The 14,488-nt window shown below is 64.6% G+C and carries 13 protein-coding genes; 4 read left to right on the forward strand and 9 right to left on the reverse strand.

What is annotated here, in order from left to right; translation table 11 throughout:
• Positions 1-110: 110 nt before the first annotated feature.
• Positions 111-1,181 carry a glycosyltransferase family 2 protein gene (locus LPB04_RS09675; RefSeq protein WP_193688465.1) on the reverse strand — a complete coding sequence of 357 codons (1,071 nt, stop codon included), beginning with the start codon at positions 1,179-1,181 and terminating at the stop codon, positions 111-113.
• A 182-nt stretch (positions 1,182-1,363) separates the two neighbouring features.
• Here LPB04_RS09675 and LPB04_RS09680 point away from each other — a divergent pair, with 182 nt between their 5' ends.
• On the forward strand, positions 1,364-2,626 hold the full coding sequence (locus LPB04_RS09680) for an O-antigen ligase family protein (RefSeq protein ID WP_193688466.1): 1,263 nt from the start codon (positions 1,364-1,366) through the stop codon (positions 2,624-2,626).
• Positions 2,616-4,346: a lipid A export permease/ATP-binding protein MsbA gene (gene msbA / locus LPB04_RS09685; RefSeq protein ID WP_193688467.1), complete on the forward strand. Its 1,731-nt coding sequence runs from the start codon at positions 2,616-2,618 to the stop codon at positions 4,344-4,346. The genes LPB04_RS09680 and msbA overlap by 11 nt, the downstream gene beginning before the upstream one ends.
• Here the strand turns inward: msbA and LPB04_RS09690 are convergent.
• Entirely contained in the window at positions 4,343-5,074 is a 732-nt protein-coding gene (locus tag LPB04_RS09690; protein WP_193688468.1) for a glycosyltransferase family 25 protein, read from the reverse strand. The genes msbA and LPB04_RS09690 overlap by 4 nt on opposite strands.
• A 127-nt stretch (positions 5,075-5,201) precedes the next feature.
• The gene (locus tag LPB04_RS09695) at positions 5,202-7,463 is read right to left on the reverse strand and encodes a family 1 glycosylhydrolase (protein ID WP_193688469.1); all 2,262 of its coding nucleotides are present in this window, start codon (positions 7,461-7,463) and stop codon (positions 5,202-5,204) included.
• Positions 7,464-7,709: 246 nt separating this feature from the next.
• Here LPB04_RS09695 and LPB04_RS09700 point away from each other — a divergent pair, with 246 nt between their 5' ends.
• Positions 7,710-7,946 (forward strand): hypothetical protein, encoded by a 237-nt coding sequence (locus tag LPB04_RS09700; protein ID WP_193688470.1) that lies wholly within the window; start codon positions 7,710-7,712, stop codon positions 7,944-7,946.
• Positions 7,947-8,034: 88 nt separating this feature from the next.
• Here the strand turns inward: LPB04_RS09700 and LPB04_RS09705 are convergent, their stop codons facing one another.
• The 6 genes from LPB04_RS09705 to LPB04_RS09730 all read right to left on the reverse strand — a co-directional run bounded on the left by LPB04_RS09705 (position 8,035) and on the right by LPB04_RS09730 (position 12,702).
• The gene (locus LPB04_RS09705; RefSeq protein ID WP_193688471.1) at positions 8,035-8,718 is read right to left on the reverse strand and encodes a hypothetical protein; all 684 of its coding nucleotides are present in this window, start codon (positions 8,716-8,718) and stop codon (positions 8,035-8,037) included.
• Positions 8,715-9,245 (reverse strand): DUF2515 family protein, encoded by a 531-nt coding sequence (locus LPB04_RS24440; RefSeq protein ID WP_407943888.1) that lies wholly within the window; start codon positions 9,243-9,245, stop codon positions 8,715-8,717. The genes LPB04_RS09705 and LPB04_RS24440 overlap by 4 nt, the downstream gene beginning before the upstream one ends.
• Positions 9,163-9,867 (reverse strand): hypothetical protein, encoded by a 705-nt coding sequence (locus tag LPB04_RS09715; protein ID WP_193688473.1) that lies wholly within the window; start codon positions 9,865-9,867, stop codon positions 9,163-9,165. Before LPB04_RS09715 ends, LPB04_RS24440 begins: the two co-directional genes overlap by 83 nt.
• Complete coding sequence (locus LPB04_RS09720) at positions 9,864-10,934, reverse strand: DUF2515 family protein (protein WP_193688474.1); 1,071 nt, start codon at positions 10,932-10,934, stop codon at positions 9,864-9,866. Before LPB04_RS09720 ends, LPB04_RS09715 begins: the two co-directional genes overlap by 4 nt.
• A gap of 13 nt (positions 10,935-10,947) precedes the next feature.
• A complete protein-coding gene (locus tag LPB04_RS09725; RefSeq protein WP_193688475.1) occupies positions 10,948-11,499 on the reverse strand; it encodes a PAAR domain-containing protein in 552 nt (183 codons plus the stop codon).
• Between the two features lie 126 nt (positions 11,500-11,625).
• Positions 11,626-12,702 carry a substrate-binding domain-containing protein gene (locus LPB04_RS09730; protein WP_193688476.1) on the reverse strand — a complete coding sequence of 359 codons (1,077 nt, stop codon included), beginning with the start codon at positions 12,700-12,702 and terminating at the stop codon, positions 11,626-11,628.
• A gap of 121 nt (positions 12,703-12,823) precedes the next feature.
• On the opposite strand from LPB04_RS09730, the gene LPB04_RS09735 reads away from it, so the two are divergent.
• Positions 12,824-14,467 (forward strand): OFA family MFS transporter, encoded by a 1,644-nt coding sequence (locus LPB04_RS09735; RefSeq protein WP_193688477.1) that lies wholly within the window; start codon positions 12,824-12,826, stop codon positions 14,465-14,467.
• Positions 14,468-14,488: the final 21 nt, after the last annotated feature.

Raw genomic sequence — 14,488 nt, forward strand, 5'->3', positions numbered from 1 at the left:
GGCTCCGTGTTCGTGCCCGATGATCTTGCGGTTACGTATCACCGCGTGGGCTCAAGAGCCCACCCTACGGTACATGACGGCCAACGAAACGTTACCGGCTTGCGCTTAAATCACGCCGCGGCCTTGCGCTGCCAGACCTTGATCTTGCGCGCCACCAGCTTGCCGAGCACGAAGCCGGGATTGCCGGCCAATAGCTTGCGCATCTGCGAGGCGGCGCGGCGGTCGGCACGGCGGTCGTGGCTGTCCAGCACTTCGCCCGCCATCGCGTCGAGTACCGTTTCCAGCGGATTGAACAGGTTCTGCAGCAGCAGGGCCCTGACGTCGGCGCGCGCGGCGCGTCCCTCGCGCCACGGCATTTCGTAGGTGCGCTTCAGGATCACGATGTAATAATGGACGGTGGCGGCATCGATGTGCAGGCGCAGCGCAGCGCTCACCGGCAGCGTCTCGAAGTGGCGGCGGGTATGCAGCACGGCCTGGGCGAAGTCGGTGCACCATTTGTGCGACAGGCCGCGCTTCATGCTGCCCGGATGCTGGCGGTAGTCGAAGCAGGGGCGCGCCAGGCGGACCAGGCTGGCGCAGTCGGCGATCAGCTGCGGCGTCACCGTGATGTCCTCGAAGGTGCGGCCCGGCGGATACAGCGGCGCCGGCTGGCGCGCATAGATCTCGCGCCGCATCACGTTGGCCCAGGCATAGCACTGGCGGTCCATGAAGAAGGTGCGCAGGATCGCTTCGCGGTCGGTAAGCAGCGTGGCGGCCGGGTAGCCGCGCTCCATGCGGCGCGTGCGGCGCATGTTGTGCGGATGCCAGTCGTTGAAGTCGCAGGCGATCACGTCGGGCCGGTGCGCCGCGATGATGGCGTCGAGTTCGGCCAGGGTGCCGGGCAGGACCAGGTCGTCGGCATCGAGGAAGAGGATGTATTCGCCCGCGGCCGCGTCGAGGAGGCGGTTGCGGGTCGTCGCCAGGCCCGCGTTGTCCTGCCGGATCAGCCTTGTTGCCAGCGCCGGATACGCCGCCTGCAGGCGCCGGGCGACCTCGGACGTGGCGTCGGTCGAGCCGTCGTCGATGACGACCAGTTCGTGGTCCGGGCCCATTTGTTCCAGCACCGAGCGCAGGGTCGCGTCGAGATGCTGCTGCGCGTTGTACGCGGGGACGAGGATGGAAAGCCTTGGTGCCGTGTTCATTCGTGATTCTCTTTCTCCGCTGCGCCGGCCCGGGCCGTGTGTTGGCAGTTGTGGCGGCATCAGCGATAATGCGGTGAAAATTCTTGTTGGCGCGGCGCAAACACGCCGCCGGCGCGCCACGCCGCCGCCCGGTCCCCCTGCGGCCTTCGCCGGGCCCGACAGAATATCTTATATGCAGAACAATGGACAATATGCTGACGAAGACGATGGCCCCGTTGCGGGTATGGACCGGCGCCCTGGTTTTCGCAGTTCCTTCCCTGATCCTGACGACCGGATTCGGCATCGGCCTGGCCAGCTTCCTGTTCATCCTGACCCTGCCGTTCGTGTGGACCGATGCCCGGGCCGCGCTGGCGCGCCACTGGCCGGACCTGCGCTGGGTGGTGCTGGCTTTCCTGTTCAATTTCGCGGTCGTGCTGCTGTACTTCCTGGTGCGTCCGGAAGAGCCGCTCCACAGCCTGGAAAAACCCCTGCGCATGTTCTGCGCGGTGAGCGCGCTGATGGTGGTGCTGGCGGCGCGCCCTTCGCGCCGGATGCTGTGGTGGGGCGCCGTGGCCGGCGGCGTCGGCGCCATGCTGCTGGTGGGCTACCAGCGCATCGTGCTGGGCATCGAACGGCCGGGAGGGCTGACTAACGCCATCACCTTCGGCGACATTTCCCTGTGCCTGGGCCTGGTCGCGCTGACGGCGACACTCGATGTTGTCAATAAGGTGCAGCCGGGCTCGCGGCAGCGCGTCCTGTGGCTGTCGCTCGGCGCCCTGGCCGGCCTGCTCGGTTCGGTGCTGACCGGCACCCGCGGCGGCTGGCTGGCGCTCGTGCTCGCCCTGCTGCTGCTCCTGCGCCAGAGCCACCTGGGGCATGGGCAGCTGAAAGTCCTGCTGGGCGGCGGCGTGGCGCTGGTGGCCTTGCTGTATTTCGTGCCGGCCAGCGGCATCCAGACGCGCATCAACGAAGGCATCAGCGACGTGCGCAGCTGGAACGCGGGCGGCAACAAGTTCACCAATCTCGGCATCCGGCTCGAACTCTGGAAGGGCGCCGGCATGCTGATCGGCGAGCACCCGCTGTTCGGGACCAGCGTCAAGGCCGGCCATGCGCGCTTCGAGCAGTGGGTGAAGGAGGGCCGCCTTGCCGATGTGGTACTGACACCGCTGCACATGCATAACGATGCCCTGCAGGCCCTGAGCACCGGCGGCGTGCCCGGCCTCCTTGGCTGGCTGGGCATCCTGGGCGCGCCCTTCGCCTTTTTCGCGCGCGCCGCGCACCGCGGCGCCGCTGCCGGACACCCGAACGCCGCCGCGCTGGCGGGCATGCTCATCCCGCTCAGCTACTTCGCCTTCGGCCTGACCGAAATGATGTTCTGGTCGGGCAGGGCCTGCATGTTTTACGCACTCATGGTCTTCGTGCTCATGGGGCTCACCCTGAATTCGGAAGAAGAACATGGAAACTAGGACCATCGTCAAACGCCTGCTGGCCATCGTCAAACCCTACCAGGGACGCGCCTTCTTCTCGCTGCTGGCGATGGCCGGCACCGCCGCCACCCAGCCGGCGCTGGCCAAGGCCCTCGAACTCCTGCTCGACAAGGGCTTCGGCCCGAACAAGGTCGCGTTCAGCCTGTGGCTGGTGCCGGGCATCCTGATTTCGATCTTCGCGCTGCGCGGCGTGTTCACCTTTTCCACCGCCTACCTGAACAACTGGGTGATGAGCCGCGTGCTCAACGATTTGCGGCGCATGGTGTTCGAGCGCGTGCTGCGCCTGCCGGTGGCGCGCTTCCATGAAGAGTCGACCGGCAAGATCATCAACACCGTGATCGGCGACGTGCGGCAAGTGGTCGACATGATCAATTCGGTCTTCGTCGCTTTCGTGCGCGACGTGCTGGTCGTGCTCGGCCTGCTGGCCGGCCTGCTCTACCTGAACTGGGCGCTGACCCTGATCGCCATCGTCGTCGTGCCCCTGACCGCCGTCATCGTGCGCACCACGACCGGACGCCTGCGCCGCCTGAACCGCGAGAACCAGCGCGTGACGGCGGAGATGACGCAGGTGGTCGAGGAAGCCACGCGCGGCCACCAGGTGATCCGCGTGTTCGCCGGCGAACGCTACGAGCGCAAGCGCTTCGAGCAGCGCAGCGAAGCCCTGCGCGGCTTCTCGCAGCGCATGACGGTCGCCTTTGCCGCCACCACCCCGATCACGCAGGTCGCCACTGCGGTGGCGGTCTCGGTGGTGATCGTGATGGCGATCCGTTCCGACATGACGGTGGGCGAGTTCACCAACTTCACGACCATGATGCTGATGCTGCTCACGCCCCTGAAATCGCTGGCCGAAGTCAACGGCCCGATGCAGCGCGGGATCGCGGCGGCGGAAACCGTGTTCTCGATGGTCGATGCGCCGGTCGAACAGGACTCCGGCACCCGCGTGCTCGGGCGCGCCGCCGGGCGCCTGCAGTTCGAGGGCGTGACCTTTACCTATCCGGGCGCGCACGCGCCGGCGCTGTCGAACGTCTCGCTCGAGGTGGAGCCGGGCCAGACCGTCGCCCTGGTCGGCGTCTCGGGCGGCGGCAAGTCGACCTTCGTGAACCTGGTCACGCGTTTCTACGATCCGCAGGCTGGGCGCATCCTGCTCGACGGCGTGCCCTATGAGGAGCTGGCGCTGGCCAGCCTGCGCGCGCAGCTGGCGATGGTCAGCCAGAACGTGGTCCTGTTCGACGACACCCTGGCCGCCAACATCGCCTACGGCGCCGAGCGCATCGACTACGAGCGGCTGGCGGCGGCAGTCAAAGCTGCGCACCTGACCGACGTGGTAGCCAGGCTGCCCGAAGGCGTCGATTCGATGATCGGCGAGAACGGCATGCGCCTCTCCGGCGGCCAGCGCCAGCGCGTGGCGATCGCGCGCGCGATCTACAAGGATGCGCCGCTGCTGATCCTGGACGAGGCGACGTCCGCGCTCGACAACGAGTCCGAACGCGCCGTCCAGGCGGCGCTCGACACGCTGATGGCGGGCCGTACCACGCTGGTGATCGCGCACCGCCTGTCGACCATCGAGCGTGCCGACCGCATCGTCGTGCTGGAAGGTGGACGGATCGCCGAGCAGGGCACGCACGACGAGCTGCTGGCGGCCAACGGCATGTATGCGAGTCTCTATCGCCTGCAGTTCGCCGCGACCGTCAGCGCTTAAAACCGGCGCAGCCCGTTTGCAAGATTGGTAAACAGGTTGGCGAAGCGGTAGAAGGTTTTATAGGCGAAGCGCTTCAGACCCAGCAGCGTGCCCTTTTCGCGCTGGTTGCGCACGTCGATCCCGATCACGGAGTCCTCGTGCGTCGGGTACACCCCGTGCGGCACGATGGCGTGAATCAGCTCGCCATGGTCGAAGGTGTATTTCAGGAACAGGTCGATCGGCGCCCGGATCGTGGCCGCATGCTCCAGCAGCCGCTGCGCGCCACGCGGGGTGATCACATAGCCGGTCATGCACATGCCGACGTCGAGCTGTTTCACGAGGCTGAAACGCTCGCCCTTGTCCGAGGTGAGAACCGTGTGCTTTTCCAGCGGCTCGAGGCGCACGAACGAGACCCGGTCGGCGAAGCGCTCGAGATAGGCCAGGCCCGCTTCGAAATCCGGCGTCAGCTGGAAATCGTCTTCCAGCACCACGATCGGCTCGCCCAGCGCCACGCATTTTTCCCACGCCAGCAGGTGGCTCACGTAGCAACCCAGTTCGCCGGGAGCGGCCTTGCGCCGCCGGTGCACCAGGAAGCTTTTTTCGTCGTAGCGTTGCAGATAGGGGTGGTGGTCGACGCGGCCGTCGACGGCGTCGATGAAGGCGAAAGGCAGCTTGCGCTCGCCGAGCTTCTGCGCCACGAGGGCGCGCCGCTCGAGGCTGGACGGAAGACTGATAACGAATATTTTCAAGATAAGCCTGTAGGGATGCGACATGGAAGGGTCCGGAGCGCGCACGCGATCCGGACCAACCCGAATGTTACATCATCGGCCGCGCAGGGCGTTCGGCAGAACCGCCCTGTACCAGCCGGGGAGGGCCTCAGCGCGCGTAATGCGCCGCTTCCCCCACCATCGCGCCGTCGTCGACCGCGTGCTCCTCGAGCGCATGCAGGTAGCGTCCCAGCGCGTCGTCGAGCGAAGGCAGCAGCATGCCGCGTTCGCTGCCCAGGGCCGAGTAGTGCGGACGCACCGCCACGTAGCCCAGCTCCGTCGCTGGACGTTCCTGCAGGGTGCGCGGATCGACGCCGGCCACCGCGCAGGCCTTGCGCGCCAGCTCGGCCCAGGTCACGGCTTCGCCATTGGAGAGGTGCCAGACGCCGCGCTCGCGGTCGATCAGCAGGTCGAGGCTGACGTTCACCAGGTCCGGCACATAGGTCGGGGTCACCACCAGGTCGTTCGAGGCCGTGAACGGCTGGCCGGCCTTCAGCGCCGCCAGGGCCTGGGTGACGAAGTTGTGCTTGTCCCAGGGACCGAAGAAGGAACTGGTGCGGATCACGAGTGCCTGCGGATCGGCTTCCAGCACGCGGCGCTCGGACTCGGCCTTGCTGCGGCCGTAGACGCCCAGCGGCGCCACCGGATCGGATTCGACATAGGGCGTGTCCTTGGCGCCGTCGAATACCAGGTCGCTCGAGAAGGTCATGAAGCGCAGCGCGTGGCGGATGCAGGCCAGGGCCAGCACCGTCGGGCCGTGCGTGTTCCCGTCCATGCAGCCCTCGACATCGAGTTCGGCTTCGTCGACGCGCACATAGCCGCCGGCGTTGATGATCGCCCAGGGTTTGAAGCGCTGGATCGCCGCTTCGACCGAGGCCGGGTCGGTGATGTCCATCTCCTGGCGCGTCAGCACGTGGTGCGCCAGGTTGCGCCGCTCGCAGATGCGGGCAAAGGCCGAACCGAGGGTGCCGGTGGCGCCCGTGATCAGGATCGGCTGCACGTGGTTCGATTTGAACTGGCTGCGCACCGCGATGTCGGCCACCGCCGTGCGCGTGGCGACCGGCTTGCAGAAGAAGCGGCCCGGCCGGCGCCACCAGCCCTGGCCCTGCAGCACCGGGTTCGACAGCGGACGGCCGCTGGCCAGTTCGCGCATCATGTTGGCGAGCGCCGTCGGCCGCGGTTGCGGACCGCGCACGTCGAACGGACCCGGCTCATAATAGCCGCGCCATTCGGTGACCAGGCAGTTCCAGTCGTAGGAGCCGAGCAGCGCCCAGACCGTGACGGCGCGGATGTCGGCGCCGGCCGCCTTGGCCTTGCCGGCGGCGTTCCAGATCTCGAGCAGCCAGCGCAGCTGGTCTTCGCGGTTGGCGTCGATGTGGGCTTCGGTGACCGCGATTGGCAGGCCGTAGCGCTCCCAGGTTTCCATCAGCAGCGGGCCGATGCCGGGCGTCGGCGTGGCCAGCGCGCGCGGGGTCTCGATGTCGGCATGCAGGTGGCCGTCGTAAGTGTGGACGCGGTCCTGCGGATAGCGTTCGGTGCGGTGGTCGAGCCAGCGCTCGCTGGTGGCATAGTAGTTGGCGCCGATGATGTCGGGCGGGCAGGGATTCTCGCGGAACCAGAGCAGTTCTTCCGCCGTGGCCTCGGCCCCCATCAGGTAGTCCCACAGCTTGTGTTCGGGATCGACCTTCCCGCACAGGATGTCCCAGGCCAGCCAGCGCCGTTCGTTGAAGAAGTTCGCCAGCCAGGCCATCTCGGGCGTGCCGTAGGTTTTCGAGAGGTCGTCGGTCTGCACCAGTTTGGCGTCCGGGTTGACGGCGCGGATCGCGCGCATCGACAACACGGTGGCCTTGCATTGATGGAGAAGGGCGCGCACGAAAGTCGCGTGGCTCTTTCCGTGCGGGTACCAGACGCCGGCCAGACCGGAAAAGCGCGCCGTCGTCAGGATTTCGTTGACGGGGGTGTAGTACTCGACCCAGGGGTAGCGCTGGGCTACCGCGCCGGCGTACTCGGCGAGCTTTTCGGGGAAGGCCGGATCGACCAGACTCGTATGTTCGGGACCGCTGCCATGGTGGATCAGTCCGACGATGGGGGTGACGCCCAGGCGCTGCAGCGCGGGCAGGCGGGCGTCGGACCAGGACCAGTCGGCGCTGTCGATGCCGTCCGGAGCGGTGCGCTCCCACAGGACTGGATAACGGATCGCCTTGATGCCGAGCGAGGCGAAGCGTTCGATGTCTTCCACGCGGTCTGCGTGGCCATTGCGTTCCATTTGACTGAAGTAATTGTCGCGTACACGATTGACCGTGCATTCAAGGCCGCCCCAAAGCGCCAGCTCGGTTGCGGTCTCAGGCTGGATCTGCTTGTCGATGTTCATGAGAAATACCTACTATTTATGAAACAGGCCCTAGACTAACGGTCCTGCGCAGCCTGTTATGTGAAACGGCGAACATATAAGAGACATTTCGGACTAGTCCTACTTTTTGGCTTCGTATCCATTTCCTCTGCTAAATATCTGCTAACTGCTGCGAAACCGTGCGCTTCTGTTTCCACGAGGCGCGCAAAATTGTTGGCAAGATTGTTTGTTCAGCAATTCCGTCAAAACGCTTTCTGGAGCGCTTGTATGTACATGGTGTACTGGACCATTATTGAGGAAACCGACTGCCGTCCACACGCCCAGGGTTTCGGCACCGAGGAGATGGTCAAGGCGATGGGCTTCATGGAAGACTTGCGGCGGCGCCAGCGCGAAGGCGAGGGCGTGCGCTTCATCACGATGTGTTCGGAACATCCGGATGTGGTGGGGCATCCGGGGGTGGATGTGACGGGGCCGGATTACGACTGGAAGAAGCGGCGGCGGTGAGGCGGGGTGAACCCATGTTCGGAATCGTTGGGTCGGATGATGACGGCTGGCTCCGTGATCCAGGTCGCCCCCGGCCGCTTGCGGAGTCTCATTTCACACTGCCGCTCATGGCGGCAGCTTGAGGCCCCTCCGCGTTGCCCGGCATCCAGCCAAACACGTCGTCGCTGAGACCGATATCGATGAGGAAGAGGTAGGGCGGTTCCCGCGTCCAGCAGCCTTCATTGCACTTCAGCCGGAAAGTCATGCCATACAGCTTGGGGATGCGCAGGGTTGCCTCCTGTGCGTAGCCCGGTTCGAACATCCTTGCATACAGCCGCTTCCTGCCCTCCGGGGACAAGTCGAACCAAACGCTGTCGTTTTTCTCCCAGGGTTCCCAGCCGCCTGCCTTGAACTGGTTCTGCAGGTTGTCGAGCACGGCCACGGCCTCGAAAGGTAGCGCATCGAGCATCGGCGACGTTGCAAGCGTAGCGACAACATTCCGCTGGTAGCTCAGCGCAGCAAACTTAGTCGGGGGCAGGGTGAACCCATGTTTGGAATCGTTGAGGCGGATGATGACCGCCGGCTCGGTGACCCAGGTCGCACCCCAGCCGCTGTCGGCATCCGGGATATTGGATCGCGCCAGGACTGGGAAGGTGGAGTCTTTCACCACCCCTTCGAAGGATTGCCCGGGTCTGAAAGAGAGGAGGGTCGGTTCAGATGTGCCAGAACGCCACCAGAAGGCGGTGAGGATGAGGCACGATGACATGACGAGGAATCGATACCAGCCTTTCATGCGACGCCTCCGCCAGCGGCGATCGCCCGGATCGACGCCTCGACATAGGGACGCTCGGGACTGTTCAGGAGCTGGCCGAATCGCTTTGCTGCCTGCTTCACGAACTGCATGCGCTCCTCAGCGACCCACAGCTTTGCGTCTTTGTTCTGTGGAAACCAAGCAGTAAAGCCTGTCCTGGCCCGGCACTCGGCCGACAAAGTCAGCTTTATCTCCTCATGGTCGCCAGTCGGAAATCCGGTTGCCCAGGCATACTGGTTCGTGGCAAGCAATTTCTGCAGCACGAGATCGTTGTACATGATCTTTTGTGGGATGTTCACCTGCTCATGTCGCGCGATATGCTCGACGCTCTCGCGGATGCTTCCCGCTCCGGGGAAAAGCTGGCGGACATCGAGCGCTCGTTGGCAATGTCCGGTGCCGGCATGCTGACTCGGCGATAGCGCGACTTCATTGCACGCTGCTGCCCGTGAGTGCCTTTTCGGGCAGCGTCCAACGCAGCGGTTGACCTGGCTTCCAGCCATATACGTCATCGCCGAGGCCGATATCGATGAGAAAAAGGTACGGCGGTTCTCGCGTCCAGCAACCTTCAGTACATTTCAGCCGGAAAATCATTCCGTAAAGATTAGGAACACGCAAATCGGTCGATTCCATGTATCCCGGCCTGAACATCCGCGCATAAAGCCTCTTCTTTCCTTCCGGAGTCAGGTCGAACCAGGTGCTGTCGTTCCGCGCCCAGGGTTCCCAGCCCCCTGCCTTGAACTGATTCTGCAGATTTTCCAGGATGGCAACGGCCTCGTCGAAAGGCAGTGGGTCGAGCATCGGCGAGGTGGCAAGGGTGATCGCCTGGTTTTCCGAAAAGCTGAGGGCGGCGAATTTAGTAGGCGGGAGCGTGAACCCATGTTTCGGATCGGTGAACCGGACAATCACGGATGGTTCCGTGACCCAGATCGCACCGAACTTGTTTCCGTCCCAGTCGTCTCTGGGGCGGTTTGAGCGCTTCAGCGCTGGATAGCTGGAATCTCTGACGACCTGCTCGAAAGTCTGGCCAAGGCGAAAGGCCAGGACGGTCGGCTCAGGAGGGCGAGCATGCCAGCAGATGGCCGTAGCGATAAGGCCGGCGAGTATGGCAATGCGTTGATAGCTGCGCCTCATGCGACACCTCCGCCAGCGGAGATCGCACGGATAGATGCTTCGACGTAAGGGCGTTCGGCGCCGTGCAAGAGAGCATGAAATTGTCTGGCGGCGGTCAGCACGAACTGCATGCGCTGCTCGACCACCCACAGCTCCGCATTCTTGTTTCGGGAAAACCAGGAAGTGAAGCCCTGCTTGGCCCGGCACTCGGCCGACAGGGTCAGCTTGATCTCCTCGTAGTCACCAGTTGGAAATTCAATCGCCCAGGCATATTGGTTCATTGCGAGTAATCGCTGTAAGACGGGATCGTTGTACATAATCCTCTGCAAAATATTGACTTGCTCATGCTGGGCAAGCTGATCAACGCTTCGCTTCAGGTCGCCTGAATTGATGAGTCGGAATCCTTCCTTAATCTCGGCAAATGGCGTCCCAAACCGAAGCGTGTTCCTGTTGACCGCCCAATGCACCGGATACTTATCGTTCTGCCGCTTGGCAAGATAGGTATTGAACTCCTCCCATCCCCGCTCCATGAAAAACCTGTGCAGCGGATAAATATCCAAAAACAGGTGCGCATTCCCGAAGCCCAGCTTGCGGTACATGTACTGTGCCGCTGCCTCCGTGGTGGACTGCACCATGGTCGATGCCCCGGCGCCGGGATACGCGGCGAAGGCCCGCCCCACCTGCTCGCGCACGCGGCGGTTCTTTTCGCTGAGCTCGGCAGAATGCAGCAGCCCGCAACCGACCTGCTTCGAGGCGAACGCCGCCAGTCCCGCCCACTGGAAGCGATGATCGGCCAGCCATAATTTGGCGTAGGCCGCATTGATGCGCCGATTCCTCTCGCGGTCGTTGCCCTCGAAACTGCCGTTCACTTTCAGGATTTCCTCGGCCTCGGCCTGGAAGGTGCTCCATAGATGCTCGGGCGTGAGGATGGGCACGGCGATGGCCCGCTCCACGGTGGCCCCGGGCCCGACACAGTGATGCAGCTTGCATTCCCGGATCGGCTTGATGTTCCGGTAGACGGGAATGCCGTGGTAGGTGTGCCTGGCGAACCAGGGATTCGGCGCTCCGGGGACATAGCTGGCGGACACGGACGGTCCCGTCTCAGTCGGTGGCTGCATGCGGCTGCACGATGACGCCTGCATCCCGTTCGGTCTCGCTCAAGGGCTCGGTCCAGCCCTTGTGATCGAGCATGCCCTGCGCGCCTGGCAGGTCAAGCCGGTAAGGGAGCCCGGTGATGGCTTCCATGGTCCCCGGATCGATCAGGGCCAGCGGCAGGTCCTCCAGTTCGGGAACATCGAGATCTGCCGCGTTGGCTTGCGCCGCCGCCTGCGCGGCCGCGGCCTCCTGGCCGGCATACCAGTCGCTGTCGATCGATTGGCACATGAAGGCTTGCGAAGCGACCAGGCGCGGCGGCGGCTTGCACTTGCAGATGCACAGGTCGTCGTGCAGGGCGACCTGGCGGCCGTCGATCGATTCGGACAGGCGTGGCCCGTCGGGACGGATCACGCCTTCGGACAGACAGGCGGGGCACCAGCAGCTGTCACCTTCGACGGCCAGCGGCGCGCCGTTGATGGTCTCGAAGCGGCTGCTTGAAGTCACCTTGCCGCCGGCCGTGGTGGGCGCGCCGAGCGTGATGAAATATCTGTTGAGCATGGCGTCCCTGTCCGCACGGCGTGCGCGCAAAGACTCCAATCTATCGATGGACGAGACCGCTTAATTGAGGAAACTCAGGAGTGGTTTGTCGACCTTCGCAGAAGCGACGCCAGCACCTGTTTTGTCCTATGCCTGAAGCGAAAAAGCCTCGGCGATCGACACCAGTTCACCCGTGCCGCCGGCATCGTAGCCGGGCAGGGCGGCCACCAACTTGTGGTAGGAGGGATCGCGCATCAGCTCGAGCAGCTGGCGCATGATCGGTTCGTCGACGGCGTCGCGGCGCAGCGCAAAGTAATAATGCTCGCGCACCAGCGGCAGGAAATCGAGCTTGAACTGGGCGGCCGCGGCACGCATGCCGATGCCGGCGTCGGCCATGCCGCTGGCGATGTAGGCGGCCACCGCCGAATGCGTGAACTCGGCGCTGTTGTAGCCGTTGATGGATTCGAGCGGCGGGCCGTCGGCGGCCAGCATCATCTCCAGCAGCATGCGCGTGCCGGAGCCGGCCTGGCGGTTCACGAAGCGCACCTCGGGGCGCGCCAGGTCGGCCAGGCCGCGCAGGCCGAGCGGATTGCCGCGCGCCGTGATCAGGCCCTGCTCGCGGTCCGCCACGCGCACCAGGCAGTGCTGGTTCGGATCGAGCCAGCGCAGGTACCAGGCGATCGTCTGCGCCTCGAAGCGTCCGAGCGGGATGTGAAAGCCGGCCAGGTCGCATTCGCGCCGGGCCAGCGCGGCGACCGCGTCAGTGCTGGTGCGGTAGCGCAGGTCGAGCGGCAGGGCGTCGCGGTCGATGCAGCCGGTCAGCGCGGCCACCGCGAAGCCGTGACTGGCGTCCATGCGCAGGGTGCGCAGCTTGTTGGCGGTGATGCGCCCCAGTTCCGCTTCCAGCTCCGAGGCCAGGCTGTGCAGGGTCGGCGACAGGCGCGCCGCAATGCGGCGGTCGGCCCAGACCAGCTTCTGCGCCAGCGGCGTCAGGCTCGTGCCGCGTCCGCGCCCCGTCTGCAGCAATTGTTCGCCGAACAGGCTTTCGGCCGAGCGCAGCAAACCCCAGGCATAGCGGTAGGACAGGCCGACACTCTTTGCCGCCTGCGCGATCGACCCGGTGTCCTGGATCGACAGGAGCAAGCCCAGCAGGTCCTTGGTATCGAGCGGGCTCTCGCCCTTGACGCTGATTTCCCAATGTGGACGGATATGAACTTTGAGCATATGCTGAAAATAACCTATTTCGCTGCGAAAAACATCATGTTACCCTCCGCAGGCAATAAAAGATGCCTGATAGATATGCTTAAAAAAGCATATTCAGGAATGATAAAAACCGGAGGGGACAATGGGTTTATTCGATTTTCTAAGTAAAGAGCGCACCATCGCGGGACCGGGCTTCAACCGCTGGCTGGTGCCGCCGGCGGCGCTCGCGATCCACCTGTGCATCGGCATGGCCTACGGCTTCTCGGTGTTCTGGCTGCCGCTGTCGAAAGCGATCGGCATCACCGAGTCGCGCGCCTGCGCGGCCGACATGGGCTTCATGGCCGAGATCTTCTCGACCACCTGCGACTGGAAGATCTCGATGCTCGGCTGGATGTTCACGCTGTTCTTCGTCTTCCTGGGCCTGGCTGCCTGGCTGTTCGGCGGCTGGCTCGAGCACGCCGGCCCGCGCAAGGCCGGTATCGTGTCGGCCGTGTGCTGGTGCGGCGGCCTGGTGATTTCAAGCCTGGGCATCTACACCCACCAGATCTGGCTGATGTGGATCGGTTCCGGCGTGATCGGCGGGATCGGCCTCGGCCTCGGCTACATCTCGCCCGTGTCGACGCTCATCAAATGGTTCCCGGACCGCCGCGGCATGGCGACCGGCATGGCCATCATGGGCTTCGGCGGCGGCGCCATGATCGGCGCCCCGCTGGCCGACAAGCTGATGAAGCATTTTGCTACCGCCACCTCGGTCGGCGTCTGGGAAACCTTCCTGGCCCTGGCCGCGATTTATTTCGTCTTCATGGTAGCGGGCGCACTGACCTACCGCGTGCCTGCCTCGGGCTGGAAGCCTGCGGGCTGGACCCCGCCGGCGCAGACTGCCAACACGATGATCACCGCGCGCCACGTGCACGCCAGCCGCGTCTGGGGCATCCCGCAGTTCTGGCTGATCTGGGGCGTGCTGTTCCTGAACGTCTCGGCCGGCATCGGCATCCTGGGCATGGCCTCGCCGCTGCTGCAGGAAGTCTTCGGCGGCAAGCTGATCGGCGTCGACCTCGGCTTCAACGACCTCGACGCGGCGCAAAAGAGCCAGATCGCGGCGATCGCCGCCGGCTTCACCGGCCTGCTGTCGTTGTTCAACATCGGCGGCCGCTTCGCCTGGGCCTCGTGCTCGGACTACATCGGCCGCAAGGCGACCTATTTCGTGTTCCTGATCCTCGGTTTCTTCCTGTACGTGTCGATTCCGTCGATGGCGCACGCCGGCCAGCTGGCCTTGTTCGTCGGCTTCATTTGTATCATCCTGTCGATGTACGGCGGCGGTTTTTCGACCGTGCCTGCCTACCTGGCCGACCTGTTCGGCACGCAGATGGTGGGCGCGATCCACGGCCGCCTGCTGACGGCCTGGGCCGCGGCCGGTGTGCTGGGTCCGATCCTGATCAACTACATCCGCGAGTACCAGATCGCCCATGGCGTACCGAAGGCGCAAGCCTATGACATCACGATGTACGTGCTGGCCGGCCTGATCGTCGTCGGCATCGTGCTCAACACGATGATCCGCCCGCTGGCCGACAAGCACTTCATGACGGACGCCGAACTGGCGGCCGAGAAGAAGCTGGCGCATGAGCGCGACGTTTCCGCCGCGAGCGGCACCCGCGTCGGCGGCGGCAGCGGCAGCAGTGCCGCCAGCAGCCCGCTGGTCACGGCCTTTGCCTGGCTGGCGGTCGGCATTCCGCTGATGTTCGGCGTGTGGGTGACGCTGCAGAAGGCGGCGGTGCTGTTCAAGTAATCGCTGTTCTGGCGGTGAACG

The organism is Massilia litorea, from assembly GCF_015101885.1.
In the GTDB taxonomy this organism is placed as follows: domain Bacteria; phylum Pseudomonadota; class Gammaproteobacteria; order Burkholderiales; family Burkholderiaceae_D; genus Telluria; species Telluria litorea.